The organism is Bosea sp. PAMC 26642 (assembly GCF_001562255.1).
GTDB lineage: Bacteria > Pseudomonadota > Alphaproteobacteria > Rhizobiales > Beijerinckiaceae > Allobosea.
On sequence record NZ_CP014301.1, the window covers coordinates 2419619 to 2445543 of the forward strand.

At 66.8% G+C, this 25925-nt stretch carries 28 protein-coding genes; 13 read left to right on the plus strand and 15 right to left on the minus strand.

What is annotated here, in order from left to right:
- Window positions 1-82: 82 nt before the first annotated feature.
- The 4 genes from queC to pth all read left to right on the plus strand — a co-directional run bounded on the left by queC (window position 83) and on the right by pth (window position 2836).
- Window positions 83-811, plus strand: coding sequence for a 7-cyano-7-deazaguanine synthase QueC (queC, locus tag AXW83_RS11580; protein WP_066613626.1), 729 nt, complete (start codon window positions 83-85; stop codon window positions 809-811).
- Complete coding sequence (locus AXW83_RS11585; protein ID WP_066613629.1) at window positions 801-1364, plus strand: VUT family protein; 564 nt, start codon at window positions 801-803, stop codon at window positions 1362-1364. Before queC ends, AXW83_RS11585 begins: the two co-directional genes overlap by 11 nt.
- 140 nt (window positions 1365-1504) lie before the next feature.
- Window positions 1505-2131, plus strand: coding sequence for a 50S ribosomal protein L25/general stress protein Ctc (locus AXW83_RS11590; RefSeq protein ID WP_066613636.1), 627 nt, complete (start codon window positions 1505-1507; stop codon window positions 2129-2131).
- 90 nt (window positions 2132-2221) lie between these two features.
- On the plus strand, window positions 2222-2836 hold the full coding sequence (gene pth / locus AXW83_RS11595) for an aminoacyl-tRNA hydrolase (protein ID WP_066613638.1): 615 nt from the start codon (window positions 2222-2224) through the stop codon (window positions 2834-2836).
- Between the two features lie 10 nt (window positions 2837-2846).
- Here pth and AXW83_RS11600 read toward each other — a convergent pair whose 3' ends face one another.
- Complete coding sequence (locus AXW83_RS11600; protein ID WP_066613640.1) at window positions 2847-3464, minus strand: DUF5666 domain-containing protein; 618 nt, start codon at window positions 3462-3464, stop codon at window positions 2847-2849.
- A gap of 76 nt (window positions 3465-3540) precedes the next feature.
- Between AXW83_RS11600 and AXW83_RS11605 the strand changes: the two genes are divergently transcribed.
- From AXW83_RS11605 to AXW83_RS11620, 4 genes are read left to right on the plus strand one after another with little or no spacing between them, the layout of a single operon-like run.
- Entirely contained in the window at window positions 3541-3867 is a 327-nt protein-coding gene (locus tag AXW83_RS11605) for a hypothetical protein (RefSeq protein ID WP_236841884.1), read from the plus strand.
- On the plus strand, window positions 3857-4306 hold the full coding sequence (locus AXW83_RS11610; protein ID WP_066613644.1) for a PIN domain-containing protein: 450 nt from the start codon (window positions 3857-3859) through the stop codon (window positions 4304-4306). Before AXW83_RS11605 ends, AXW83_RS11610 begins: the two co-directional genes overlap by 11 nt.
- 5 nt (window positions 4307-4311) lie before the next feature.
- Entirely contained in the window at window positions 4312-5409 is a 1098-nt protein-coding gene (gene ychF / locus AXW83_RS11615; RefSeq protein ID WP_066613647.1) for a redox-regulated ATPase YchF, read from the plus strand.
- Window positions 5410-5418: 9 nt separating this feature from the next.
- Entirely contained in the window at window positions 5419-6429 is a 1011-nt protein-coding gene (locus AXW83_RS11620) for a MaoC family dehydratase (protein WP_066613650.1), read from the plus strand.
- On the opposite strand, the gene AXW83_RS11625 is transcribed toward AXW83_RS11620, so the two are convergent.
- The 10 genes from AXW83_RS11625 to AXW83_RS11670 form a co-directional block, all read right to left on the minus strand.
- The gene (locus AXW83_RS11625) at window positions 6430-7734 is read right to left on the minus strand and encodes a sensor domain-containing diguanylate cyclase (RefSeq protein WP_066613653.1); all 1305 of its coding nucleotides are present in this window, start codon (window positions 7732-7734) and stop codon (window positions 6430-6432) included.
- A 65-nt stretch (window positions 7735-7799) separates the two neighbouring features.
- Complete coding sequence (locus tag AXW83_RS11630) at window positions 7800-8444, minus strand: class II aldolase/adducin family protein (RefSeq protein WP_066613657.1); 645 nt, start codon at window positions 8442-8444, stop codon at window positions 7800-7802.
- Window positions 8441-9550, minus strand: coding sequence for an S-methyl-5-thioribose-1-phosphate isomerase (mtnA, locus tag AXW83_RS11635; RefSeq protein WP_066613660.1), 1110 nt, complete (start codon window positions 9548-9550; stop codon window positions 8441-8443). Before mtnA ends, AXW83_RS11630 begins: the two co-directional genes overlap by 4 nt.
- 10 nt (window positions 9551-9560) lie before the next feature.
- Entirely contained in the window at window positions 9561-10088 is a 528-nt protein-coding gene (locus AXW83_RS11640) for an adenine phosphoribosyltransferase (protein ID WP_066613663.1), read from the minus strand.
- A 57-nt stretch (window positions 10089-10145) separates the two neighbouring features.
- Complete coding sequence (locus tag AXW83_RS11645) at window positions 10146-11024, minus strand: S-methyl-5'-thioadenosine phosphorylase (protein WP_066613665.1); 879 nt, start codon at window positions 11022-11024, stop codon at window positions 10146-10148.
- An 88-nt stretch (window positions 11025-11112) separates the two neighbouring features.
- Entirely contained in the window at window positions 11113-11373 is a 261-nt protein-coding gene (locus tag AXW83_RS11650) for a hypothetical protein (RefSeq protein ID WP_066613667.1), read from the minus strand.
- Window positions 11374-11432: 59 nt separating this feature from the next.
- Complete coding sequence (locus AXW83_RS11655; RefSeq protein WP_082767488.1) at window positions 11433-12311, minus strand: cytochrome c1; 879 nt, start codon at window positions 12309-12311, stop codon at window positions 11433-11435.
- Window positions 12312-12322: 11 nt separating this feature from the next.
- Entirely contained in the window at window positions 12323-13606 is a 1284-nt protein-coding gene (locus AXW83_RS11660; RefSeq protein ID WP_066613677.1) for a cytochrome b, read from the minus strand.
- A gap of 71 nt (window positions 13607-13677) precedes the next feature.
- Complete coding sequence (petA, locus tag AXW83_RS11665; protein WP_066620354.1) at window positions 13678-14175, minus strand: ubiquinol-cytochrome c reductase iron-sulfur subunit; 498 nt, start codon at window positions 14173-14175, stop codon at window positions 13678-13680.
- A gap of 242 nt (window positions 14176-14417) precedes the next feature.
- Entirely contained in the window at window positions 14418-16283 is a 1866-nt protein-coding gene (locus AXW83_RS11670) for an ABC transporter ATP-binding protein (protein WP_066613679.1), read from the minus strand.
- Window positions 16284-16401: 118 nt separating this feature from the next.
- On the opposite strand from AXW83_RS11670, the gene AXW83_RS11675 reads away from it, so the two are divergent.
- Window positions 16402-16899, plus strand: coding sequence for a tRNA (cytidine(34)-2'-O)-methyltransferase (locus AXW83_RS11675; RefSeq protein ID WP_066613681.1), 498 nt, complete (start codon window positions 16402-16404; stop codon window positions 16897-16899).
- A gap of 169 nt (window positions 16900-17068) precedes the next feature.
- Window positions 17069-17995 carry an oxygen-dependent coproporphyrinogen oxidase gene (gene hemF / locus AXW83_RS11680; RefSeq protein WP_066613684.1) on the plus strand — a complete coding sequence of 309 codons (927 nt, stop codon included), beginning with the start codon at window positions 17069-17071 and terminating at the stop codon, window positions 17993-17995.
- Here the strand turns inward: hemF and AXW83_RS11685 are convergent.
- Genes AXW83_RS11685 through AXW83_RS11700 form a run of 4 tightly spaced genes read right to left on the minus strand, consistent with a single transcriptional unit; the run spans window position 17982 to window position 20739 of the window.
- Window positions 17982-19226, minus strand: coding sequence for a CCA tRNA nucleotidyltransferase (locus tag AXW83_RS11685; RefSeq protein ID WP_066613687.1), 1245 nt, complete (start codon window positions 19224-19226; stop codon window positions 17982-17984). The genes hemF and AXW83_RS11685 overlap by 14 nt on opposite strands.
- Window positions 19223-19480 (minus strand): DUF6111 family protein, encoded by a 258-nt coding sequence (locus tag AXW83_RS11690; protein WP_066613690.1) that lies wholly within the window; start codon window positions 19478-19480, stop codon window positions 19223-19225. The genes AXW83_RS11685 and AXW83_RS11690 overlap by 4 nt, the downstream gene beginning before the upstream one ends.
- Before the next feature lie 21 nt (window positions 19481-19501).
- Window positions 19502-20131 carry a CoA pyrophosphatase gene (locus tag AXW83_RS11695; protein ID WP_236841885.1) on the minus strand — a complete coding sequence of 210 codons (630 nt, stop codon included), beginning with the start codon at window positions 20129-20131 and terminating at the stop codon, window positions 19502-19504.
- A gap of 17 nt (window positions 20132-20148) precedes the next feature.
- Entirely contained in the window at window positions 20149-20739 is a 591-nt protein-coding gene (locus AXW83_RS11700; RefSeq protein WP_210179663.1) for a DUF1285 domain-containing protein, read from the minus strand.
- A 206-nt stretch (window positions 20740-20945) separates the two neighbouring features.
- Here AXW83_RS11700 and AXW83_RS11705 point away from each other — a divergent pair, with 206 nt between their 5' ends.
- From AXW83_RS11705 to AXW83_RS11715, 3 genes are all read left to right on the plus strand, one after another.
- Window positions 20946-21980 carry an AAA family ATPase gene (locus tag AXW83_RS11705; RefSeq protein WP_066620356.1) on the plus strand — a complete coding sequence of 345 codons (1035 nt, stop codon included), beginning with the start codon at window positions 20946-20948 and terminating at the stop codon, window positions 21978-21980.
- A gap of 14 nt (window positions 21981-21994) precedes the next feature.
- Entirely contained in the window at window positions 21995-22915 is a 921-nt protein-coding gene (locus AXW83_RS11710) for a DUF58 domain-containing protein (RefSeq protein ID WP_066613697.1), read from the plus strand.
- A 178-nt stretch (window positions 22916-23093) separates the two neighbouring features.
- Window positions 23094-25922, plus strand: coding sequence for a DUF4159 domain-containing protein (locus AXW83_RS11715; RefSeq protein ID WP_442855246.1), 2829 nt, complete (start codon window positions 23094-23096; stop codon window positions 25920-25922).
- Window positions 25923-25925: the final 3 nt, after the last annotated feature.

The following is a 25925-nucleotide window of genomic DNA, read 5'->3' on the forward strand; positions in this document are numbered from 1 at the left end:
TCCGGAACGGCTCAGGCATGGATCCCGGGTCTGCGCTTCGCTACGCCCGGGATGACGACGCGGGTGTTTTGACGGAACAGAGATGACCACCTCCCGCGCGCTTGTCCTCTTCTCCGGCGGCCAGGATTCGACCGTCGCGCTCGCCTGGGCGCTGGAGCGGTTCGACAGCGTCGAGACGATCGGTTTCGACTACGGCCAGCGCCACCGCATCGAGCTGGAGTGCCGGCTGACGATCCGCGACAGGCTGCCTGCGCTCTCGCCTCTCTACAAGGCGCGGCTCGGCCCGGACCATCTCGTCGACCTGAGCGCGCTCGGCGCGATCTCCGACACAGCTTTGACCCGCGAGAGCGAGATCGCCTTCGCCGAGACCGGTCTGCCGACCACCTTCGTACCCGGCCGCAACCTGATCTTCCTGAGCTTCGCCGCGGCGGTCGCCTATCGTCGGAACGCAAAGCACATCGTGCTCGGCGTCTGCGAGACCGACTATTCCGGCTATCCCGACTGCCGCGACGACACCATCAAGGCAATGCAGGTCGCGCTGGGGCTCGGGCTCGACCGCCGCCTCGTGCTGCACACGCCGCTGATGTGGCGCGACAAGGCGCAGACCTTCGCGCTCGCCCACGCGCTCGGCGGAAAGCCCCTGCTCGACCTCGTGATCGAGGACAGCCACAGCTGCTATCTCGGCGACAGGACGCAGCGGCATGGCTGGGGCTTCGGCTGCGGCCATTGTCCGGCCTGCGAGCTTCGTGCGAAAGGCTACGCCGCCTATCTCGCAGCTCCAGACGACACCGGACCATCCCATGAATCTTGACCGCCAGCGCCGCACCGAAGGGCTGATCGCGCTTGCCCTGTTCGCCCTGACCATCCCAGCCGCGAACTGGCTGATCGGCAACGCCGGCACCGTCTGCGTTCCAAACGGGCCTTGCCTCGTTCCGGTCTGGCCCGGCATCAAGGCGCCGAGCGGCGTTCTGATGATCGGGCTGGCGCTCGTGCTTCGCGACATCGTGCAGCGCAGGCTCGGCGCGCTCGCAGGCCTTGGCGCCATCGCGGTCGGCGCGGCGATTTCGGGCTTCCTTGCCCCCCCGGCGATCGTGCTCGCTTCGGTCGCAGCCTTCCTGCTCTCGGAACTCGCCGATTTCGCGGTCTACACCCCGCTGCAGCGCCGCAATTTCGTCGCAGCCGTGGCCGCCTCCAGTGTCCTCGGCCTCGTCGTCGACAGCATCGTCTTCCTGCAGCTCGCCTTCGGCAGCCTGGACTTCCTCTCCGGCCAGATCATCGGCAAGGCCTGGATGGTGCTGCTGGCACTGCCGCTGATGCACCTGCTGCGGCGTCGGGACGAGCGGCTGGGTCTGGTGGCTGCATAGGACGGAACGCTGCGAGGCTTGTCCTACCCCCGCTTTTCCCCTATGAGCCTGCCAGCGCCCGACTGACACCCTTGGAGGCAAGGGCGCGAACCGAAACGGCCGCCTTGAGGCGGCCTTGTCATTTGAAGCAAGGAACTACCATGACCGCCGTGAAGCAAATCGAGGCTTCGGCGCGCGCCCAGGTCGGCAAGGGGGCCGCCCGGGCAGTACGTCGTCAAGGCCTGACACCAGCCGTGATCTATGGCGGGGGCGCCGCTCCCGAAGCGATCGCGCTCGACGCCAACAAGACCCGCCTCCTGATCTATGGCGGCCATTTCCTGACCACGCTGTTCGAAGTCAGCGTCGATGGCAAGAAGACCCGCGTCATCCCGCGCGACTATCAGCTCGACCCGGTCAAGGACTTCCCGATCCACGTCGACTTCCTGCGGGTCGCCAAGGGCCAGACGGTCACGGTCGAGGTTCCAGTCCATGTCATCGACCAGGATACCTGCCCCGGCGTGAAGAACGGCGGCTCGGTCCAGCTCGTCGAGCACGCGCTTGAGATCACGATCGAGCCCGAGAACATTCCGGAGGCCTTCGAGGTCTCGGTTGCCGGCCTCGAAATCGGCGACTCGCTGGAAGCCGGCGTCATCAAGCTACCCAAGGGCGCCAAGCTGACGATCGGCGCGGACGCCACGATCGTCACCATCGTGCCGCCGATGGCCGAAGAGATCGACGAGCCGGCTGAAGCTGCAGCCGAGGCTCCTGCGGCCGAAGCCAAGGCCTGAGCTGCGAGCGTCCTCTCGACGCTTGTCCACGATCGCGAACGAGAGACGGCCGGGGTTTCCCGGCCGTCTTGCTTTGTGCCGGAGCGCCTCATGCTGATCTTCGCCGGTCTCGGCAATCCAGGCTCGCGCTACGCCCGCAACCGTCACAATATCGGCTTCATGGCGCTGGAGGCGATTGCCCGCGCCCATCGGGCATCGCCCTGGCGTGCCCGCTTCCAGAGCGAGGCCTGCGAAGCGACGATCGGCGGCGAGAAGGTCATCCTGCTCAAGCCGCAGACCTTCATGAACGACTCCGGCCGCGCGATCGGCGAGGCCGCCCGTTTCTTCAAGGTCGAGCCGGCCGAGGTGATCGTCTTCCATGACGAGCTCGATCTCGCTCCCGCGAAGCTCAGGGTGAAGCTCGGCGGCGGCAACGCCGGCCATAACGGCCTGCGCTCGACCACGGCCTTCATCGGCAACGAGTATCGCCGGGTCCGGATGGGGATCGGCCATCCCGGCCTGAAGGAACTCGTCCACGGCTATGTGCTGAGCGATTTCGGCAAGGCGGAGGGGCCTTGGGTCGAAGATCTCTGCACCGCCAGCGCCGACAACGCCGCGCTGCTTGCAGCCCATGACGACGCCGGGTTCCAGAACAGGGTACATCTCTTCATGGATGCGCGCGGCCATGCCGCCGTGAAGCGGCTGGGCGAGAAGTCCCCGGACTGACGCAGTTCCTTCAGTAAGGCAGCTGAGCGCCGGCCTTGGCAATGGTCACGCGGCTTGCCGTGAAGCTGCCGTCCGGCTGTTTCGCCGCCGACATTGCGACCTGTGCACCGGCAACGAGTTCGGAGGGCTGGGCCGGCGCGGCCATGATGATGTTGGCGTCGGGCGTGATCGTCACCTTCTGCTCGCCGCCCGGATAGGTCAGCATCACGCTGGCGCCATCGACGCGCGTAACGGTTTCGGCCACCGTCGCATTGGTCATCGTGGAATCCGGCAGAACGCCCCATGGGCGATGCCCCTCGCCTGTGCCGCGCATCGTCTCGGGAAAGATGAAGACCTGCACCGCCATCAGTGTGCCACCGGCCTGCGGCCGTGCGCCGACGCCGATGAAGCCGCCCTTCTTGATATCGGCCGTTGTGGCCTTGACGACGCTGCCGACCGAATAGTTCGGCGCGAGCGCGACCTTGGCTTCAGTCCCCTCCATCGTCTTGATGGTCAACATGTTGCCCTCGACTTTCTCGACCTCGCCACGAATGCGGGTTTGCGGCGTTTGTGCACAAGCGAGACCTGGAAGCGCAAGACCTGGAAGCGCAAGACCAATGACAAGCAGGGCGGCGGAAAAGGAGCGCATAGGATTATCCGGATCGGTTGAGAGGTCGCGACCGCAGTGGTGCGCCTGCCCTCGTACCCGTGCCACGCACGTTCGTGTGAACGACGAAGCCGGCCGCCATGCACGCCGCCACGCTTCGCTTGACACGAAAACACGGAAACACGATATCGATCGAGCCGGAGGGACCATGAAAAACCTGACACTGACCCTGCCCGACGACACCTTCGCACGTTTGCGTATGGCTGCGGCCCGAGATGGCAAGAGCATGTCGAAGTTCGTCGGGACATTGGTCGAGCGGCAGATCGGCTCCGTCGATCACACATCGCAGATCGAAGCGATGGAGCGGTTTCTGGCCGGCCCTCTGTGGGATCTCACGGACGAAAACGGCAAGGCTCCGACACGCGATCAGATTTATGACCGCTGACTCCCGGATATTCGTCGACACGAACGTGCTGATTTATGCCCGTGACGGAGCCGCTGCAGAAAAGCGCGATGTTGCAGCGCTATGGCTCAGGCGACTTGTTATGCAGGGTCGAATTCTGATCAACCTCCAGGTCCTTAACGAACTGACCCGCTGGGTTCTTCGCAACGAGGCGGTCCCGCTCGATATTGCGCGAACCCGCATCGACGAACTGCGCCGCTTCGGCGACGCCGGATTGCAAGCCATCCATACGGCCAACGCCTGGTCCGTGCGCGAGCGGCTCGGCTATCAATGGTTCGACTGCCTACTCATCGCCTTTGCATCTGCCGAAGGCTGCCGCTACTTCCTCTCGGAAGACATGGGTCACGAGACGCGATATGGCGATCTCACCATCATCAACCCTTTCCGCGTCGATCCAGACGCCTTCTTCAAAGCGAACTGACCACCATGGGTTTCAAATGCGGTATCGTCGGCCTGCCGAATGTCGGCAAGTCGACCCTGTTCAACGCGCTCACGCAGACAGCGGCGGCACAAGCCGCAAATTATCCCTTCTGCACGATCGAGCCCAATGTCGGCGACGTTGCCGTGCCCGACGACCGGCTGGAGAAGCTCGCAGCCATCGCCGGCTCCAAGGAGATCATCCCGACGCGGCTGACCTTCGTCGACATCGCCGGTCTCGTGCGCGGCGCCTCCAAGGGCGAAGGCCTCGGCAACCAGTTCCTCGCCAATATCCGCGAATGCGACGCCATCGCCCATGTCGTGCGCTGCTTCGAGGATGGCGACATTACCCATGTCGAAGGCAAGGTCTCGCCCATCGACGATATCGAGATCATCGAGACCGAGCTGATGCTGGCCGATCTCGAAAGCCTTGAGAAGCGCGTGCTGCCGCTGGAGAAGAAGGCAAAGACCGGCGACAAGGAGGCCAAGGAACTGGCCGACCTGATGAACCGCTGCCTCGTCCTGCTGCGGGAGGGCAAGCCGGCCCGCCTCGTCCAGGTTGCGGCCGACGAGCGCCGCACCTTCGAGACGCTGGGCCTGCTCTCGTCCAAGCCGGTGCTTTATGTCTGCAATGTCGAGGAAGCGAGCGCCGACAAGGGCAACGCCTTCTCTGAACTGGTGAAGACGCGCGCGGCCGAGGAGAACGCCGTCGCGGTGGTCGTCTCCGCCAAGATCGAGAGCGAGATCGCAGTGCTGCCGGCTGCCGACCAGAAGGACTACCTCGAGGCCGTCGGCCTGGAAGAGCCCGGCCTCAACCGCGTCATTCGCGCCGGCTACACCCTGCTCGACCTCGTCACCTACTTCACCGTCGGCCCCAAGGAGGCCCGTGCCTGGACGATCGAGAAGGGCACCAAGGGTCCGGCCGCCGCCGGCGTGATCCATAGCGATTTCGAGAAGGGCTATATCCGCGCCGAAACGATCGCCTACCCGGACTACATCGCAAACAAGGGCGAGTCCGGCGCACGGGACGCCGGCAAATTCCGGCTCGAAGGCAAGGAGTATGTCGTCGCCGACGGCGACGTGCTGCATTTCCGCTTCGCGAACTGAGCGGTTCAGGTGCTGTTCTTCGAGGATTTCATCGTCGGCGACACTGTCCAGGCAGGCCGCATCTTGGTCGGCCAGGCCGATATTCTCGCCTATGCCGATCGCTTCGATGCTCAGGATTTTCACACCGACCCAAAGGCCGCTCAGGAGAGCTTCGTCGGTACGCTGATCGCGTCGGGCTGGCATAGCTGCTCGCTCCTGATGCGGTTGATCTGCGAAACCTTCATCCTCGACTCCGCCGGCATGGGCGCGCCGGGCGTCGAAGAGGTCAAATGGCTGCGCCCGGTCAAACCGGACGACACGCTGGCCGCCCGCCGCACCGTTCTGGAGACGAAAGCCTCACGGTCTCGTCCCGAAATGGGGCTGGTGCGCTTTCGCTTCGAATTGCTGAACCAGCATGACGAGCCGGTGCTGGAACAGATCAACTGGATCATGTTCGGCAGGCGTGGCGCCGCCATCCTGCCCCATGTCGGCGACTGGCTCGCGCATTCCCCGCGCTATGCCCCGCCCACGACCCAGAGTCCGCTCGAGCCGCCTTCAGAAGCGCCCGAGCCGGCGCTCTTCTTCGAGGAGATGAAGATCGGCGCCGCTTTCGAACTCGGTAGCCTCGTCTTCACCGCCGACGAGATCATCGCCTTCGCGCGCAGCTTCGATCCGCAGCCTTTCCATATGGACGAGGCCGCCGCACGCGACAGCGCTTTCGGCCGGCTGGCGGCCTCGGGCTGGCACACGGCATCGGTCTGGATGGCGGCGATGGTGTCGCATCGCAAGCGCCAGATCGCGGCGCTGGGATCGGCGCCCGCACCCCGCCTCGGCCCCTCGCCCGGCTTCAGGAACCTGCGCTGGTCGAAGCCGGTTTTCGCTGGCGACCGCATAACCTACCACTCGACGATCACGGACAAGCGGGCCAGCGCCTCGCGCCCGCAATGGGGCCTGTTCTTCCATCGCAATACCGGCGTGAACCAGCATGGCGAGGAGGTCTTCAGCTTCGACGGCTGCGTCTTCGTCGAACGCCGCACCTGATCAGGCACTGCGGCGCGTGGCCGTGACCGGCATCGGCAGCACCTCGATGCGATTGCGGCCGTTGCGCTTGGCGGCATAAAGCGCATCATCTGCGCGGGCGTGCAGCACATCGCCATCGAGCGGACCATATCCCGAGCAAATCCCGATCGAGACCGTCGTTGCCCCAAGTTCGGAATGAACGACGTGCCATGGTGCCCGGGCGATCGCATATCTGATCGCCCTGGCGACCCGCATCGCCTCCGCCTGCCCGACGCCGCCCAGCACGACGCCGAATTCTTCCCCGCCGACACGCGCCACGAGCGCGGCCGCAGGCACCTCCTCCGCGATGGTACTGGCGATCAGCTTGAGGCAATGGTCCCCGACGAGATGGCCGAAGCGATCGTTGACCGTCTTGAAGTGGTCGGCATCGATCATCATCACGGTCAGGGCGCTTGTTCCTGTGGCCTGCTCCGCCAGGAACCGCATATAGCGCCGGTGATTGGCGAGACCGGTCAGCCCGTCCGTCTCGGCGAGCTTTGCGAGTTCGGCATTAGCCTGTCGCAGCGCCTCCTGGGTCTTCAGTAGCTCCATCTGCTGGCGCTTCGCGGCGGTGATGTCGGCATGGGTAAAACAGCCGATACCATCGACGCTGTGCCTGGCAATGACACGCCGCCATCTCTGTCCAGGAAGTTCGACTTCGACGGGCGCGCCGTCATAGCGCAGCCCATTTCGGATCGTGCCGCGACGGGCATCGGCAGGCGAAGACGCCCTCCAGCTTTCGGCGATGATCTCGTCGAGGCTGATGCCCACGACCGCGCGATCGGCCGCGACGTCATAGAGCCGGCGGAAAGCATCGTTTGCGGCGATGATCCGGTCGTCGGCGTCGAGAATGGTCGCGCCATCGGGAATGAAGGAGAGCGCATCGAAGACGGGCAGCGCGACTCCCAGCGCGGTTTCCGCCCTGGCGTCGGCGTCCAGCCTCTGCCACATCCTCACCCGGCCGCCATCGGGATCGCGCAGCGAGGAGGCACGCAGCAGCCGGCCGCGATGGATGAACTCGAAAGGCTGCGTCTGGTTGTCATGGCGCGCGACGCCCTCGGCAATATAGCGTTCGATCTCCGGCATCTCATCGGCCGAAAGCCTTCCGCGATAGAAGCGCCTGAGATTGTCGCGGTAGGGCTCGCCCTGCACGATTGCGCCATCATGCTCGGGAAAGAGCTGCAGGAATGTCCGGTTCCAGCCAACAGCCTTCAGGCCCGCATCGTATTCGCAAGCGGCGATGCCGAGCATGTCGAGCGAATCGTGAAGATAGCGCGAAACGATCATTCCCCTTGGTTAGGCCAAGGGGATTAACAACGCGTAAGACGCTGCGCGCGATTCGGCTGTCTTCGTTACCCGACCTTGCCGTAGCCGGCGAACCGCGCGCTGACCCGCACCATCTCGGCCTCGTCCAGGACGACAGGCTTGAGTCCGGCCGCCAGGATATCGAGATACTGCCCGGCCAGGTTTTCGACCTCCGCCACGATCTGGTGCGCGCCCGCCAGCGAGCCGCCGAGCGCGATGACGCCGTGATTGGCGAGCAGGACAGCCTTGCGGCCCTCGAGCGCCTCGACGGCGTTGCGCGCGAGCTCCGGCGTGCCGAATGTCGCATACTCCGCGCAGCGCACATCCGCCCCACCGCACAGCGCAATCATGTAATGGAAAGCCGGAATGCCGCGCCGCGTGCTGGCCAGCGCGGTTGCGCGGGGCGAATGCGTATGGACGATCGCCTGCGCGTCGGGACGCGCCTTGTAGATTGCGACATGGAACGGCCATTCCGATGACGGCTCGCGCGTGCCGCCCAGCACGGACCCATCCAGCGACAGATGGATCAGGTCTTCGGGTTGCGTCTGGGCATAGGGAAGCCCCGATGGCGTGATCAGCAGCCCGCCATCGAAGCGCGCCGAGACATTGCCCGATTTGGACGGGCAGAAGCCGGCCCGGTCGATCGCCTGGGCGACCGCGACGATATCGGCCCGCAAGGTCGCTTCGCTCATGCCGCCGCTCCGTGCGCCATTTCGGGAAACAGGCCGGCCAGCCCCGCGCGCGTCGCAGGCGAGATGCCGCGCTCGGTGATCAGGCCGGTGACGAGCCGCGCCGGTGTCACGTCGAAAGCCGGATTGGCGGCCGGACTGCCTGGCGCTGCGACTTGAAAGGACTCGCCCGCCCCCGCTTCGCTCATGCCTGTCAGATGCGTGACCTCTTTCGCCGACCGCTCCTCGATCGGGATATCGCGCAGGCCGTCCTCCAGGCTCCAGTCGATCGTCGGCGATGGCAGCGCCACATAGAACGGCACGCCGTTGTCATGCGCGGCGAGCGCCTTGAGATAGGTGCCGATCTTGTTGGCGACGTCGCCGGTCGCCGTCGTCCGGTCGGTGCCGACGATCACCATGTCGACCGCGCCCCGCTGCATCAGATGTCCGCCGGCATTGTCGACGATCACGGTATGCGGCACGCCATGGGCGCCAAGCTCGTAGGCGGTCAGAGCCGCGCCCTGATTGCGCGGCCGCGTCTCGTCGACCCAGACGTGGATGGGAATGCCCGCATCATGAGCGAGGTAGATCGGCGCCAGCGCCGTGCCCCAATCGACCGTGGCGAGCCAGCCGGCATTGCAATGGGTCAGGATGTTGACGGGCTCGCCCGCGGGCTTGCGCGCCGCGATCGCGCGGATCAGCGGCAGGCCATGCTCGCCGATGGCCCGGCACAGCGCCACATCCTCGTCGCAGATCAGAGCGGCCTCGGCATAGGCCGCCTGCGCCCGCACCCGCAGCTTCAGACCGGCGACCCGCCGGTTCATGCGCGCCAGCGCCCAGTGGAGGTTCACCGCCGTCGGCCGCGTCGCGCCGAGCAGCACCAGCGCGGCGTCCAGCGCCGCATCTGAGGGATCCTCGCGCAGCGCCAACGCCACGCCATAGGCCGCCGTCGCACCGATCAGGGGAGCACCGCGGACGATCATGCTGCGGATGGCCTCGGCCGCCTGTTCGACCGTCGTTAGCGTCACGGTCTCGAAGCGGAAGGGTAGCCTGGTCTGGTCGATGACGCAGACGGAGCCGCCATCCTGCGCCAGCCAGATCGTCCGGTAGGGCTGTCCCCCGATCTTCATCTTGCGATCCTCAATGCCCGTCGAAGGAAACCAGCGTCCGCACCGGGACGCCGAGCCGCCTGATCCTGTCGGCGCCGCCGAGTTCCGGTAGATCCACGATGAAGCAGGCCGCGACGACCTCGGCCCCCAATTGCGACAGCAGATCGACGGCAGCCTCGGCCGTGCCGCCGGTTGCGACCAGATCGTCGACGAGCAGCACACGCTCGCCACGCATGACGGCGTCCTTGTGCACCTCGATCTCGTCGGTGCCGTATTCGAGCAGATAGGTCGCGCTCACCGTCTCATGCGGCAGCTTGCCCTTCTTGCGCACCGGCACGAAGCCGGCCGAAAGCTGGTGCGCCACGGCGCCGCCCAGAATGAAGCCGCGCGCCTCGATACCGGCGATCTTGTCGATCTTCAGGCCCGCGAAAGGCTGCACCAGTTCGTCGACCGCCCGCCGAAACGCGCGCGCATCGCCCAGCAGCGTGGTGATGTCACGGAAGACGATGCCGGGCTTGGGATAGTCCGCGATCGCGCGGATGCTGTCGGCGAGGTTCATGGCGGCGTTTCGCTGGAAGGACCGTGGCCATCTTGGTCGGGCCTGGCCCGCGCCACGTCAAGCCGCCTTCAGCACCCGGCCGGCGACGGCGTCGAGCTTCGCCAGCAGGGCGGCATCGCGGTATTCGGGTGCCGTGATGATCGCATTGTCGAGCGCGTTGTGCGACCCTGCGGGACAGGGCTCGCGCTCGGGCGGGAAATCGGCGGCAAGCCGCGCGACGAGGCGCTTGGCCGTCTCGGCATTGCCGTGGAGCACCTTCACGACGGTCGCGACATCGACCGCGCCATGATCCTCGTGCCAGCAATCATAGTCCGTCACCATGCCGACGGTCGCATAGGTGATCTCGGCCTCGCGGGCGAGCTTGGCCTCGGGCATCGCGGTCATGCCGATCAGATCGTAGCCGAGAGATTTGTAGGTCAGGGATTCGGCCAGGCTGGAGAACTGAGGCCCTTCCATCGCCACCAGGGTGCCGCCCTTGACGAAGGCTATGTCCTCGGCCTTCGCCGCGTCCGCCAGCCTTTGCTGCAGGCGCGGACCGACCGGGTGGCCGAAGGAGACATGGGCGACGCATCCTCGGCCGAAGAAGGAGCTCTCCCGCTTTACGGTGCGGTCGACGAATTGGTCGATCAGTACGAACAGGCCGGGATAGAGCTCCGAGCGATAGGAGCCGCAGGCCGAGAGCGAGACGAGGTCCGTGACGCCCGCCCGCTTCAGCACGTCGATATTGGCGCGGTAGTTGATCTCGGAGGGCGGGATCGCATGGCCCCGGCCGTGGCGCGGCAGGAAGACGATTTTCGTCCCGCCGATGCGGCCGATGCGCAGGGCGTCCGAGGGCTCGCCCCATGGGCTCGCGATGCGCTCCTCGCGCAGGTCGGTGAGACCCGGCAGGTCGTAGATGCCCGAGCCGCCGATGATACCCAGAACGGCTTTGGTCATCGATTGAAGCGAATGTTGACCCAGTAGGCGAAGCCTCCGGCCAGCAGGGCACAGACCGGGAATACAAGCAGGTTGAGGAATTGAACGCTCATACTCGCAAGCCTCCGAGAACGCGCCACGCCGCAAGATGTAAGGTCGCGCTGGTGATTGTGCAAACTACCACTAACCCGCTCGACAACGAAAAATGTCCCGGAGCGTTCGCCACGAACCCCGCAACGAAGGGGCCGATGCCTCCAACCGCCAAGGTAGCGATGGCAATTCCATTCAAATATGTCGCAGCCAATTTGAGCCGTTCGTTGCGAACGAGGATGATGCGCTTCGCATCGACATCGTCAACAGCCTCGGTCATCGCCCCGCCTCTCGCGAAAAAGGCCCCATCGCTGGGGCCCTTTCAATCTCTCAGCCGCTTCAGTGCAACGGTGAACCGTCCGGCATCCGGGCCCAGACCTTTTTCTTGGTGTAGTAGAGCAGGCCGCCGAGGATGATGAGGAACGGCATCCACATCAGGCCTGTGCGCTTGCGCGCTTCCAGATGCGGCTCGGCCATCCAGACCATGAAGGCGGCGACGTCCTTGCCGTACTGATCGACAGTCTCGGGCACCGGCGATTTGCCGTCCGGCCCCTTGGGGTACTCGACCTGCCCGTCCGAGATCGGCTTGGGCATCGCGATCAGATGACCCGGCATGTACTCGTTGTAGTACTGGCCCGGCTGCAGCGACGGGAAGCCTTCCGGAGGCTTCTCGTGATAGCCGCCGAGCAGGGCGTGGATATAGTCGGGCCCCTGCTCCTGATACTGAGTGAAGATGTCGAAGATGAAGCGGGGGAAGCCGCGCTCATAGGTGCGAGCCTTGGCCAGCACGGACATGTCGGGCGGATAGGCGCCGCCATTGGCCGCGCGCGCGGCCTGTTCATTGGGAAACGGCGCCGGGACGGCGTCGGCCGGCCGGCCCGGCCGGTCGAACATCTCGCCCTGCTCGTTGGGGCCGTCCTTGATCTGGTAGGTCGCGGCCAGGGCCAGAACCTGCCCGGTACTGAACTCTGGACCGCCCGGCTGCGACAGGTTGCGGAAGCGCAGCAGCGACATCGAATGGCAGTTGGCGCAGACTTCCTTCGTCACCTTGTAGCCGCGTTGCAGCTGCGCCCGATCGAACTTTCCGAACGGACCCGAGAAGCTCCAGCTCTGCGCCGGCGGTATGACGCGGCCTTCGGCGGCCAGCGCGCCGGAAACCCCAAGCGACAGCGAGAACCCGGCGGCGAGCCCGGCCAGCGCCAGGCGAAACGGAAGCATCGTCATTCTCGTCAGCCCTTAGCGTTCGGTTCTGCTGCAGTGGCGGTCGCCAGGCGCGCGCCGGAGCCGCCCTTCATGGCGCCCAGCACCGAATCCGCGATCGAGCTCGGCATCGTCAGCGGCTTCTCGAACAGGCCGATCACGAACAGCGCGACGAAGTAGCCGAAATAGAGCGCCGTGAAGATCTGCGAGGCGGTGACATAACCGCCCTCGGCCGGCATGGCACCCAGATAGCCAAGGCCGATGCAGACCGCGACGAAGGCCCAGAACAGGATCTTGGCGACCGGGCGATAGTTCATCGACCTGACCTTGGACGAGTCGATCCAGGGCAGGAAGGCGAGCACGACGATGGCCGCGCCCATCGCAAGCACGCCGCCGAGCTTGTCGGGAATGGCGCGCAGGATCGCGTAGAACGGCAGGAAGTACCATTCCGGCACGATGTGCTGGGGCGTGACCGACGGGTTGGCCGGGATGTAGTTGTCGGCATGGCCCATAAAGTTCGGCTGGTAGAAGACGAAATACGAGAACACGAAGGTGAAGCACACCATCGCGAACAGGTCCTTGATCGTCGCATAGGGCGTGAACGGCACGGTGTCCTTCTGCACGTTCTTGACCTCGACGCCGGTCGGGTTGTTCTGCCCGACATGGTGCAGCGCCCAGATGTGCAGGATCACCACGCCGAAGATCATGAACGGCAGCAGATAGTGCAGCGAGAAGAAGCGGTTCAGCGTCGGGTTGTCGACCGAGTAGCCGCCCCACAGGAAGGTGACGATCGTCTCGCCGATCACCGGCAGCGCCGAGAACAGGTTGGTGATGACGGTCGCGCCCCAGAACGACATCTGGCCCCAGGGCAGGACGTAGCCCATGAAGGCAGCGGCCATCATCAACAGGAAGATGACGACGCCGAGGATCCAGAGAACCTCGCGCGGCGCCTTGTAGGAGCCGTAATAGAGCCCGCGGAACATGTGGACATAGACCGCGACGAAGAACATCGAGGCGCCGTTGGCGTGCAGGTAGCGCAGCAGCCAGCCATAGTTCACGTCGCGCATGATGTGCTCGACGGAGTTGAAGGCGACGGTCGAGAGCGGCGTGTAATGCATCGCCAGGATGATGCCCGTGACGATCTGCGCGACCAGCATGAAGGTCAGGATGCCGCCGAAGGTCCAGAAATAATTCAGGTTGCGCGGCACCGGGTAGGACACCGCCGAATCGTGCACCAGCCGGACGATCGGCAGGCGCGCGTCGAGCCAGCGCTCGATGCCGGTCTTGGGATTGTAGGAGCTGTGACCACTCATGACGAATGCCTCAGGGCTGTCTCATGTTCGCGAAAGATCGCGCGACCGGCGATGGCGGGAACCAGCATGTCTCAGCCGATCTTGATCTTGGTGTCCGAGGTGAAGGCATAGGGCGGGATGCCCAGATTGAGCGGCGCCGGCCCCCTGCGGATACGTCCAGACGAGTCGTAGTGCGAACCGTGGCAGGGGCAGACCCAGCCGTCATAGTCGCCTTTCGGCTCGCCGGCTGCGGTGCCCGAGGGAATGCAGCCGAGATGGGTGCACTTTCCGTAGAGCACGAGGAACTTGTCATGGCCCGCCTTGATGCGCGCCTGATCGGTTTGGGGATCGCGCAATGTCGCGACATCGACGGCACGCGCCTCGTCGATCTCCTTCTTCGTCCGGTTGCGGATGAAGATGATCTGCCCGCGCCAGGTCAGCTTGATGCCCTGGCCTTCGGCGACCGGGGCCAGATCGACGTCGATCGGAGCGCCGGCGGCGATGGTCTGCGCATCCGGGGCGAGTTGGCTCACGAGCGGCCAAACCACGAGTGCACCACCCACGACGCCGGCGGCGCCGGTCGCCAGCATCAGGAAATCGCGTCTTGTGGTTTCGGTGGGTGTCGTATCGGTCGCGTGCGCCACGATCCAATCCTCTGCTCTCGCTCAAGCCTGGAAGGCTATCAATTCCAACTCGATGCTCCTCTGTAGGAGCGTGGTTTCGCAGCCGCAATGCGGCGGCGCGTCACTGGCGGCTCTTTGACATGCAGTTTGGACGAAGTCTACTGTTCTGGGCCGCATGAGGGCCGTCGCACGACGCGATTGCACAGCCCTCAGGCCGGAGCGGTTTCCGGATCGGTCGCGGCGAGAAACCCGCCCGACTGACGCGACCATAGCCGCGCATAGAGCCCGCCGCGCGCCACGAGTTCGGCATGGCTGCCGCTGTCGACGATGCGACCCTGATCGAGCACCACCAGCCGGTCGAGCGCCGCGATGGTCGAGAGCCGGTGCGCGATGGCGATCACAGTCTTGCCCTGCATCAGCACGCTGAGTTGCTCCTGAATCGTCGCCTCGACCTCCGAGTCCAGCGCCGAAGTTGCCTCGTCGAGGACCAGGATCGGTGCGTCCTTCAGGAGAACACGGGCGATCGCGATGCGCTGGCGCTGGCCGCCGGAGAGCTTTACTCCGCGTTCGCCGACTCGCGACGCGAAGCCGGAGCGTCCGTCCTGATCGGACAGGCCCTCCACGAACTCGTGGGCAGAGGCCTGCCGGGCGGCAGCGGCGATCTGCGCTTCCGTCGCCCCGATGCGGCCATAGGCGATGTTGTCGCCGATCGAGCGGTGCAGCAGCGAATTGTCCTGCGTCACCATGCCGATCTGGGCTCGAAGCGAGTCCTGCGTGACATGGGCGATGTCCTGCCCGTCGATCAGGATACGGCCGCCCTCCAGCGGATAGAGCCGCAGCAGCAGGTTTACCAGCGTCGACTTGCCGGCGCCCGAAGGCCCGACAAGCCCGATCTTTTCGCCCGGCGCGATATCGAGGTCGAGACCCTCGAACAGCCCCGCACCCTTGCCGTAGTTGAAGCGGACGCCCTCGAAGTGGATACCACCCCGCTCCACCACCAGCGGCGCCGCGTCGCGCGCATCGGTCAGGTCGTGCGGCTTGGCGATCGTCTCCATGCTCTCCTGCACCGAACCGATATTCTCGAACACGCCGCGCACCAGATGGATCAGCCAGGTCGACATCTGCACCAGCCGCAGCACCAGCCCGATCGAGGCGGCGACAGCGCCTGGCGTCATCGACCCTTGACTCCACAGCCACAGGCACAGCCACGCCGTCACCACCACGAGCAGGCTGTTCATCGTCTGCAGGATGACGCTGACGCCGGTGATCAGCCGCGACAAATGCAGGAAGGACGCGTTCCAGCGCGTCAGCGCATCGCGCACGGCCGAGCGCTCGGCATCGGCGCGGGCGAAGAGCTTGACCGTCAGGATGTTGGTGTAGGAATCGACGATGCGGCCGGTCGTCGAGGACCGCCCGAGCGAATTCGCCTCCGAGCGCTGCCTGGCGCGCGGCACGAAATAGCTCAGCAGCGCGACATAGGCTGCGAGCCAGACGAGAACCGGGAAGGCCAGCCACAGGCTTGTCGAGCCGAAGAAGCCGAGCGCCACGGTCACGAAGATCAGCGCATACCAGAGGTCGTCGATGATCTCGATTGTCGCGCCCCGGATCGACTGCCCGGCCTGGATGACGCGGGCCGACAGCCGCCCGGCGAAATCGTTCTGGAAATAGCCGAGTGCGTGGCCCAGCGTGTAGACATGGTTGCGCCAGCGGATCTGGTTGGTGATCTGCGGCACCACGACCTGGTCGACGATGGCGTGGTTGGCGAAATAGATCAGCGGCCGGACTACCACGAGCAGGAAGGCCGCGCCCGCCAGAAGCCAGCCATGCTCCTGCCAGATCGTCTGCGGGGACTGCGTCGCGAGCAGGTCGACGAACCAGCCGACCATCAGATACATCGCCGCCTCGATGCCGCTGAAGCCTAAGCCCGTCAGCATGATCAGGGCCATCCAGCCCTTCGCGCCCTTGATGTGGTGCCACATGAAGGGCCAGACCCCGCGCGGCGGCGTCTCGCGCTCGTCGAATGGAGCGAACACGTCGATCTGACGTTCGAGTGTGCGGAACAGGGCGGAAAACATCGTGACCGCCCTCCTTCGGACCGGCTTGGCATCGCTTCTCGGCGCGATATGGGGCGCATGTCGCCGAAAGGCCAGCGTTCTTGACGCATGCCGGCATGCCGTCCCATGACAGCAGCCCATGCTGCGCCTTGCCCTCTACCAGCCCGACATCCCCCAGAACGCAGGCACGATGATCAGGCTCTGCGCTTGCCTGGGCATCGCGGTCGACATCGTCGAGCCCGCTGCCTTCGATGTCTCCGACCGGCATTTTCGACGCTCGGGCATGGATTATCTGGAGCGTGCCGCGGTGACGCGCCATGACGGCTTCGGCGCCTTCGAGGACTGGCGCCGCGCCGCCGGCCACCGCCTGATTGTGGCGGAGACGGATGGGGCCACAGCGCATGTCGATTTCGCGTTTCAGCCGGGCGACATCGTCATGGTCGGCCGCGAATCGGCTGGCGTCCTGCCCGAGGTCTATGCGGCTGCGGATGCGACCGTGCATGTGCCGATGCGGCCGGGCTTGCGCTCGCTCAATGTCTCGGTTGCGGCGGCGATCGTTCTGGGCGAAGCCTTGCGGCAGATGGGCGGGTTTAGGCTGCCGTTTGACGGAGAAGCACGGGGAACCCCTCTCCTGTAAGGAGAGGGGCAGGGGTCAGGTGACGGACGTTTCGCGATTGGCCTGAACGGACGCGCGGATAGGATGTTGCCTTGCTGGTTGAAGGGCCTTCCCCTCACCCCTGCCCCTCTCCCTCCGGGAGAAGGGTTCCCCGCGCTTAGCCTTTGAAGACAAGCGCCAGGAGATTGGGATGAACGACCATACGGCCCAAGCAACGGCCCCAGCCAATCTCGACCTCGCGGAAACCATGAAGCCCCGCGCCGCGGTCTGGTTCGCGTCCCTGCGCGACCGCATCTGCGCGTCGCTGGAAGCCCTGGAAGACGAGGCCGCCGGCCCCTTCCCACCGGAAGCCGCCGCGCCCGGCCGTTTCGTCCGCACGCCATGGAGCCGTACCAACCATGACGGTGCCGAGGGCGGCGGTGGCGTGATGTCGATGATGGCGGGTCGCGTCTTCGAGAAGGTCGGCGTCCATGTCTCGACCGTGCACGGCACTTTCCAGCCCGAATTCGCCGGCCAGATCCCGGGCGCGGCCGAAGACCCGCGCTTCCATGCGACCGGCATCTCGCTGATCGCCCATCCCTGGAACCCGAACGCGCCGACCGTCCATATGAACACCCGCTTCGTCGTGACGACGAAGCCCTGGTTCGGCGGTGGCGCCGACCTGACGCCGGTGCTGGTGCGCAGGCGAAGCCAGGACGATCCCGATGCGATCGCCTTCCACGCCGCAATGCGTGGCCCCTGCGAGCGCTTCGCGCCGGTCGCCGACTATGACCGCTACAAACAATGGTGCGAGGAGTACTTTTTCCTCAAGCACCGCGGCGAGCCGCGCGGCATCGGCGGCATTTTCTACGATTATCTCTGGTCGGGCGAACCGGAGGGCGATTTCGCCTTCACGCAGGCTGTCGGCGAAGCGTTCCTGAACATTTATCCGCAGATCATGCGCGCCAACATGGGCACGGCATGGACCGAGGAAGACCGCTACGAGCAGCAGGTCAGGCGCGGCCGCTATGTCGAGTTCAACCTGCTCTACGACCGTGGCACCATCTTCGGTCTCAGGACGGGCGGCAATGTCGCCTCGATCCTGTCCTCGATGCCGCCGACCGTCAGATGGCCGTGAGCCGCGCGACGGCCTGCGCGATGAAAGCCGCCTGATCGGCCTCGCCGGCAGGACAGCCTGCTTCGATCCAGTCGGCGCGCGCCTGCTCCAGAACAAGGCCGATGGTCCGTCCAGGGGCCAGCCCGAGCGCAACCACGTCGCGCCCAGTCGGCAAGAACGAAGGTGTCCGGCCGAGCTCGGCGATCAGCCCATGGGTCTCGCGCTTGCGGCTCTCGTCGGCTCCCGCCGTCAGCAGGACGAGCCCCCCGGCAACGGCATCGCCCCCGACGCGGTGGGCGAGATGGCGCAGTACCGCAATCGAGGGCACCGTCGCACGGCCCGACAGCGCCTCCATCGCCATGGCCAGCCGCGAAATCCTGTCGAACTCGTCATTGGAGAGCCTCAAGGCTTCGCGCAGCCGCACCGCGTCCTCGCTCACCGCAACGCCAAGCGCTGCCAGACGAAAGGCCGGATAGACCTGCTCGCCGCCCTCGCCTTCGGCGACCGCCGCAAAGCGCGCCAGGCGCGGCACACAGCCCAGCACCGGCATCAGCAGCCCCGCGCCGGCCATCGCCTCGATCGCCGCGACCGCGCCGGGTGCAACCACGAGCTTCAGCATCTCGGCCCGCACACGCTCGCGCGACAGGCGTTCGAGCCCCGCCCGCCCGGCGATGCAGGCCGCCAGCCCGGCGGGATCGAGCGGCCCGTCCCCATAGCGGGCATGGAACCGGAAGAAACGCAGGATGCGCAGGTAATCCTCGGTGATCCGCCCCGCCGGATCGCCGATGAAGCGGATCCGGCGCGCTGCCAAATCCGACAGGCCGTCGCAGACGTCGAACAGAGCGCCCTGCCGGTCGAGCGACATCGCGTTGATGGTGAAGTCGCGCCGTTTGGCATCAGCCACAAAATCGCGCCCGAACACGACCTTGGCGCGTCGGCCATCGGTCTCGATATCGCTGCGCAGGGTCGTGACCTCGAAGGTCGCGCCATTGCGCAGCAGCGTCACCGTGCCATGCTCGATCCCGGTCGGGACCGATTTGAAGCCAGCCGCCCTGGCGCGCCTGATCGTCTCTGCCGGCAGCGCGGTGGTGGCGAGATCGACGTCGCCCACGGGAGCATCGAGCAGCAGGTCGCGGACCGCCCCGCCGACGACGCGGGTCTCCTCGCCCTCGCCGTTCAGCGCCGCGAGCACGCCATCGAGCGCCGGACGCGCCAGAAAGGCGGCGACCCGCGCGCGCTGGCCGGGCGTCATTTGAAACGGCCGGGCACCAGCTGCCCGTTCTCCATATGCGGCGGCTCATAGGCGCCCTGGCTGCGCGGCGCATTTAAAGCGGTGAAGGCGAAGACCGCGACCGCAAGCGCGAGCCCGCAGGCCGACAGCACGAAGAGATGCTGGCTCCAGTGCTCGACATCGAGCGGATTGCGCCGCTTGACGATCAGATAGCCCGCGAACAGGCAGAAAGGCAGCACGAAGAGCAGAACCTCTTCGATGATCGAGCGCAGCATCGGCGCGTTATCCCATTCAGGTCAGCCGGCCAGCCGCTCGTAGAGATTGCGGATCATGCCGGCGGTTGCGCCCCAGATATAGCGATCGCCGAACGGAATCGCATAGTAGGTCCGGTAGCGACCCTTCCACTCACGTCCCTCGCGGCGATGATTGGCCGGGTCGAGCAGGAAGGCGAGCGGCGTCTCGAAGGCCTCGTCGACCTCATGTGCATTGATCGTCAGCGAGAACGGCGGTTCGACCAGCGCCACGACCGGAACGATGCGGTAGCCCGTGCCCGTCAGATAGGCATCGAGAAAACCCAGCGTCCGGATGCGCTCTCGCGACAGCCCGATCTCCTCCTCGGTCTCGCGCAGCGCCGTGATGACCGGCGAGCCATCGACCGCATCGACCCGCCCGCCCGGAAACGCGACCTGTGCCGAATGGCTGCGCAACGCCGCCGAGCGCTGGGTCAGCAGCACGGTCGGCCCCTCCGGACGCGGCACGATCCCGATCAGCACGGCGGCCTGCACGGCCGCTTGCTCGTCGGGCTGCGCCATCGGCTCCGGCTGAAACTCGTGATCGCCGCGCGGACGCGCGATCAGATCGCCGAGCGCCGGCGGCTCGGCTCTCAGTCTTTTCTGTGCCAGTGCGACGAACGCGTCGGCACTCAACGTCAACGCCTGCATCGCTATCGCTCGACCTCGTCCTCGATCTCCGCTGCCGGCACCGCCGGATAGAACGCGCCGGCCGCCGCCACGCCGAACATGGCGACTCCGTCGATATCGCGGACCTCGCCCAGCGCCAGAAGATCGTAGGTCACGGCCCGCGTCACCCTTGCCCAGAGATCGCGACGGACATGGACATAGGGCTTCAGCCCGCCCTTATCCGCCCGTTCGAACCGAATCGGATGGTCGGGCCCCGCGCTCACGACATCGTCGACCTGCGTCCGGAACGCCAGAGAGCGGGCAGCGCCCTCGCCGTCCACCGCCATCTCGACGGCCTGGAACGGCGCATCCTCGACGGTGATCCCGAGCTTTTCGACCGGGGTCACGAGAACGTAATCGTCGCCGTCCTTGCGCAGAACCGAGGAGAAAAGCTTGACCAGAGAGGGCCTGCCGATCGGCGTGCCGAGATAGAACCAGGTCCCGTCCGCGGCGATCCGCATGTCGATATCGCCGCAAAACGACGGATTCCAGCGCTCCACGGGCGGCAGGCCGCGCGTCTTGCCGTCGCCCAGCGCCGACAGCAGACGCTCCATGGCGGGAGCCTCGCTACTCATCGAAAGCCCAGTGCCAGTCGGCTGCGGCATATTGGTTGCATCGTCGTCTCCGCCTTGAACTCCACATAATCGTGAAGCCGAGTTCATGTGCACCTTGCCATCGGCCCTTGAGGAGACAGGACAGCACGTCCACACTCTCCTGTCTCGGGAGCCGCATGGACTGGTCGGCTAAGGCCAGGTGCGGCGAGAAGGTGAAGGAGATCGACATGGCGGCGCAAGTCCGGGCGGTTGAGACCAAGGGCGACACCAACCCTCCGATCAATCTCGACACCGGCATCGTCGAGGCGGCCGAAGCCGCGCTGGGAGCCATCGGCGCTGCCCGCACCGAGATCGGCCGCGTCATCTTCGGCCAGCAGAAGGTCGTCGACCTGTCGCTGATCACATTGCTCGCAGGCGGCCACGGCCTGCTCGTCGGCGTGCCGGGCCTCGCCAAGACCAAGCTGGTCGAGGCGATGGGGACGGTGCTCGGCCTCTCGGCCCGCCGCGTCCAGTTCACGCCCGACCTGATGCCCTCCGACATCCTCGGCTCCGAGGTGCTGGACGAGACCGCCGACGGCAAGCGCCATTTCCGCTTCATCAAGGGCCCGGTCTTCGCCCAGTTGCTGATGGCGGACGAAATCAACCGTGCCTCGCCGCGCACCCAATCGGCGCTGCTGCAGGCGATGCAGGAGCACCATGTCACGGTCGGCGGCGAGCGCTACGATCTGCCCGCACCTTTCCATGTGCTGGCGACCCAGAACCCGATCGAGCAGGAGGGTACCTACCCCCTGCCCGAGGCGCAGCTCGACCGCTTCCTGCTCGAGATCGACGTCGATTATCCCGACCGCGAGGCCGAGCGCCGCATCCTGCTGGAGACCACCGGCTCGGACGAACACAAGCCCGTCCAGGCGATGACGGCCGAGACGCTGATGTCGACGCAGCGCCTCGTGCGCCGCCTGCCGGTCGGCGAGACCGTGGTGGACGCCATCCTCGACCTCGTCCGCTCCGCCCGTCCGGGCGATGGCGATGGCGCGATCACCGACAAGCTCGCCTGGGGCCCTGGCCCCCGCGCCAGCCAGTCGCTGACGCTGGCATGCCGGGCGCGCGCGCTGGTCGAGGGCCGGCTCGCGCCCTCGGTCGACGATGTCGCGGCGCTCGCCATCCCCGTGCTCAAGCACCGGATCGCGCTGACCTTCGCGGCCCGCGCCGACGGCGAGACCGTCGAGGGCGTCATCCGCAAGCTCGTGGAACGGTTGGGATAGGAGACGAAACGCAGATGTTGCGCACGCGCGTTTTCGGGACCACCGAACGCCAGCCGGCCCGGCCGGTCGTCACCGCCTCGCTCGATCTTGCCGCGCGTCTGCCGCGGCTGATCCTGGAGGCGAGACGGGTCTCGGCGAGCGTGCACGGCATCCATGGGCGCAGGCGCGCCGGCCCCGGCGAGACCTTCTGGCAGTATCGCCCGCTCGTCACCGGCGAATCCTCCTCGCGCATCGATTGGCGCCGCTCCGCCCGCGACGGTCATCTCTTCGTCCGCGAGCGCGAATGGGAGGCCTCGCATGCGATCTGGCTCTGGATCGACCGCTCGGCCTCGATGGGCTTCTCCTCCTCGCTCGCTCTGGCCTCAAAAGTCGATCGCGCCCTGATCGCCGGCTTCGCGCTGGCCGAATCGCTGGTCGATGGTGGCGAGCGGGTCGGCCATCTCGGCCTGACGCGGGCGCTCGCCTCGCGCCGCATCGTCGAGACGCTGGCGCAGGCGATTCTGGTCGACAGCAAGGGCGAGACCGCCGACCTGCCGCCCGACGCACCCCTGCCGCGGCTGGCCGACGCCATCATCATCACCGACGGGCTCTCGCCCGCGGCCTCGCTCGCCAAACGCATCGCCACCATGGCGGGCAATGGCGCGCGCGGCCATATCTTGCTGATCGCCGACCCGATCGAGGAGACGTTTCCCTTCACCGGACAGGCCGAACTCTTTGACCTCGAGGACGGGCTCTCCCTACGTGTCGGCGATGCCGGCTCCTGGGGCGCCGAATACCGCCAGCGGCTCGAAGCCCATCGCGACGCGATCCGCGAGGCCTGCCGCCGCGCCGGCTGGACGCTGACCCTGCACCGCACCGACCGCCCCGCCAGCGAAGGCGTCCTGCGGGTGGCGAGCCTGATTGCCGCCTCTCGCGGCGCGGGCGGAGGGCGCTGAGGATGGATGTTTTGCTCGGAACCACTGCGTCATCCCGGACAAGCCGCGTCGATCCGGGATCCATCATAGGGCACGACGGTGCTCTACGATGGATCCCGGATCTCCGCTTCGCTGCGTCCGGGATGACGGCGTGTTTCCGTGCGAAACGGGCCAACGATAGGAAGCGCCGTCACCCATGCTGAGCTCCCTGCCCTTCGCCTTCTCCGCCCCGCTCGCCTTGACCGCGCTCGCGCTGCTGCCGGCGCTCTGGCTGATCCTGCGGGTGACGCCGCCTCGCCCGCGCCGGATCGATTTCCCGCCGCTCAAGATCATGGCCGACCTCGTCGCCAAGCGCGAAATGCCGGCCCACACCCCCTGGTGGCTGCTGGCGCTTCGCATGGCCGTGGCGGCGCTCGCGATCCTCGCCGTCGCCGGTCCCGTCTGGAACCCGCCGCGCGAGGCCGGCCCGCTACGCGGCCCGATGCTGCTGCTGATCGACAACGGTTTTGGGGCAGCGACGGACTGGCCCGAGCGCCTCGCCATAGCCGAATCCCGCGTCGCCGCAGCCGGCCGCGAGGGCCGCCCCGTCGCGCTGGTCGGCCTCGCCGAGTTGCCCGCCGAAATCGCGCTGTCGGAGCCGCGCGCGGCGCTCGACCGCCTGCGCGCCTTGCCGCTCCAGCCGCACGCGCCCGACCGCGCCGCCCATCTCCAGCGCATCGAGGCCTTCCTGCGCACGGCGCCGGACGCCGAACTCGTCTGGATCGCCGATGGCCTCGCCGTCGGCGACGACAGCACCTTCATCGCCCGCCTGAAGCCGGAAGCGGACGCCAGGCGACTGTCGATCCACACCAGCCCCGCCGACCAGCTCGCCTTGGCCAATCCCGAAAACCTTGCCGGTGCGCTCGCCGTCACGGTGCTGCGCCCGACCGCAGCGGCGGCCGCCAGCGGCCAGGTCCGCGCGCTAGACCTCAAGGGCCTGCCGCTCGGCGAGGCGCCCTTCGTCTTCGAGGGCTCGGCCCTGCAGACCAGCGCAAGGCTGACCCTGCCGATCGAGGTGCGCAATGCCGTCTCGCGGCTGGAGATCGTCGGCGAGCGCTCCTCGGCGGCCGTCGCGCTGCTCGACGATCGCGCCAAGCGCCGGCGCGTCGGCGTCGTTTCGGGCGCCACCACCGACACCGCCCAGCCGCTGCTCTCCCCGACCTATTACGTCTCGCGCGCGCTCTCGCCCTTCGCCGAGATCCGGGAACCCCGCGCCGGCTCGACCGACCCGGTCGGCGAGCTTCTGGCGCAGAACCTCTCCGTGCTCGTACTCGCCGATATCGGCGCGCTCGACGGCGACACGGTGACGAAGATCAACGGCTTCATCCAGCGCGGCGGCGTGCTGCTGCGCTTCGCCGGTGCGCGGCTGGCTGCGGCTTCCGACGACCTGACGCCGGTGCGCCTGCGCCGGGGCGGCCGCACGCTCGGCGGCGGGCTCTCCTGGGAGACGCCGCGCAAACTCGCGCCCTTCACCCGTGAAAGCCCGTTCTTCGGCACGCAGATCAACGATGACGTCCGCGTCTCCAGACAGATCCTGGCCGAGCCCGAGGCGGATCTGTCCAAAAAAACCTGGGCGGCACTGGAGGACGGCACGCCCGTCGTCACCGGCGAACGCCGCGGCGACGGCATGATCGCGATGATGCATGTCACCGCCGATACCACCTGGTCGAACCTGCCGCTGTCGGGGCTGTTCGTCGAAATGCTGCGCAAGGTCGTCGCCCTTGCCGGAACCGGGCCTGCGGAGGCTCAAGGGGAGGATGCGCGCGTGGAAACCCTGTCGCCGACCCGCGTGCTCGACGGACGCGGCGCCTTCCGCAGCCCGCCTGCCACCGCCCAGCCCGTCCCCCGGACCTTCACGGCGCGCGCCACGCTCGCCCACCCGCCGGGCATCTACGGCCCGGCCGACGGTTCGCTCGCGGTCAACGCGCTGAATCCGACCGACAAGCTGTCCGCCATCGACCTTGCCGCGCTCGGCGCACCGATCCTCCCCGTCGACAAGCCGGTCGCACTCGACATTCGTCCGCAACTGCTGGTGCTGGCGCTGCTGCTGCTGATCGCCGACACGCTGGCGACGCTCTGGCTCGGCGGCAGGCTGAACCTCGCCCGCCGCACGGGACGCGCCGCGCCCGCAGCGATCCTGCTCGCTCTGGCGCTCGCTGGCACCGCCATGGTGCCGGATGCCGCCCGCGCTCAGGCAACGCCGCCACCCGCAGCACCCGCCGACGAGCGCCCGCCGATCCCCCGCGAACTCTTCGCGGCTGGTGCGGTCACGCGGCTCGCCTATGTCGTCACCGGCGACAAGGCCGTCGACGACATGTCGAAGGCGGGATTGGCCGGCCTCAACATCGTGCTCGGCGCGCGCACCGCCCTCGAACCCGGCGAGGCCGTCGGCGTCAATGCCGACCGCGACGAACTCGCCTTCTTCCCGGTGCTCTACTGGCCGATCGTCGCCGGGCGCCCGGTGCCGGCGCCCGAGACGCTGCGCAAGCTCGAAGCCTATATGAAAGGCGGCGGGCTGGTGATCTTCGACACCCGCGACGCGCTCAGCGTCCGCCCGGGCGCCGGCTCCTCGACGCCCGAGGGCGAGCAGCTGCGCCGCATGCTGCAGACGCTCGACATCCCCGAGCTCGAGCCGCTGCCGCGCGACCACGTCCTGACCAAGACCTTCTACATCCTCGACGGCTTCGTCGGGCGCTACGACACCGGCACGACCTGGGTCGAGATCCTGCCGCCCGCCGGCGAGGATGGACGCCGCCCGGCGCGCGCGGGCGACAACGTCTCGCCCATCGTCATCACCTCCAACGATCTCGCCTCGGCCTGGGCCGTCGGCCGGCGCGGCGAGGCCATGGTGCCGTTGTCGGGCTCCGATCCGCGCCAGCGCGAAATGGCGCTGCGGGCCGGCGTCAACCTCGTGATGTACGCCCTCACCGGCAACTACAAGGCCGACCAGGTCCACGTCCCGGCCCTGCTCGAACGCCTGGGACAATGATCT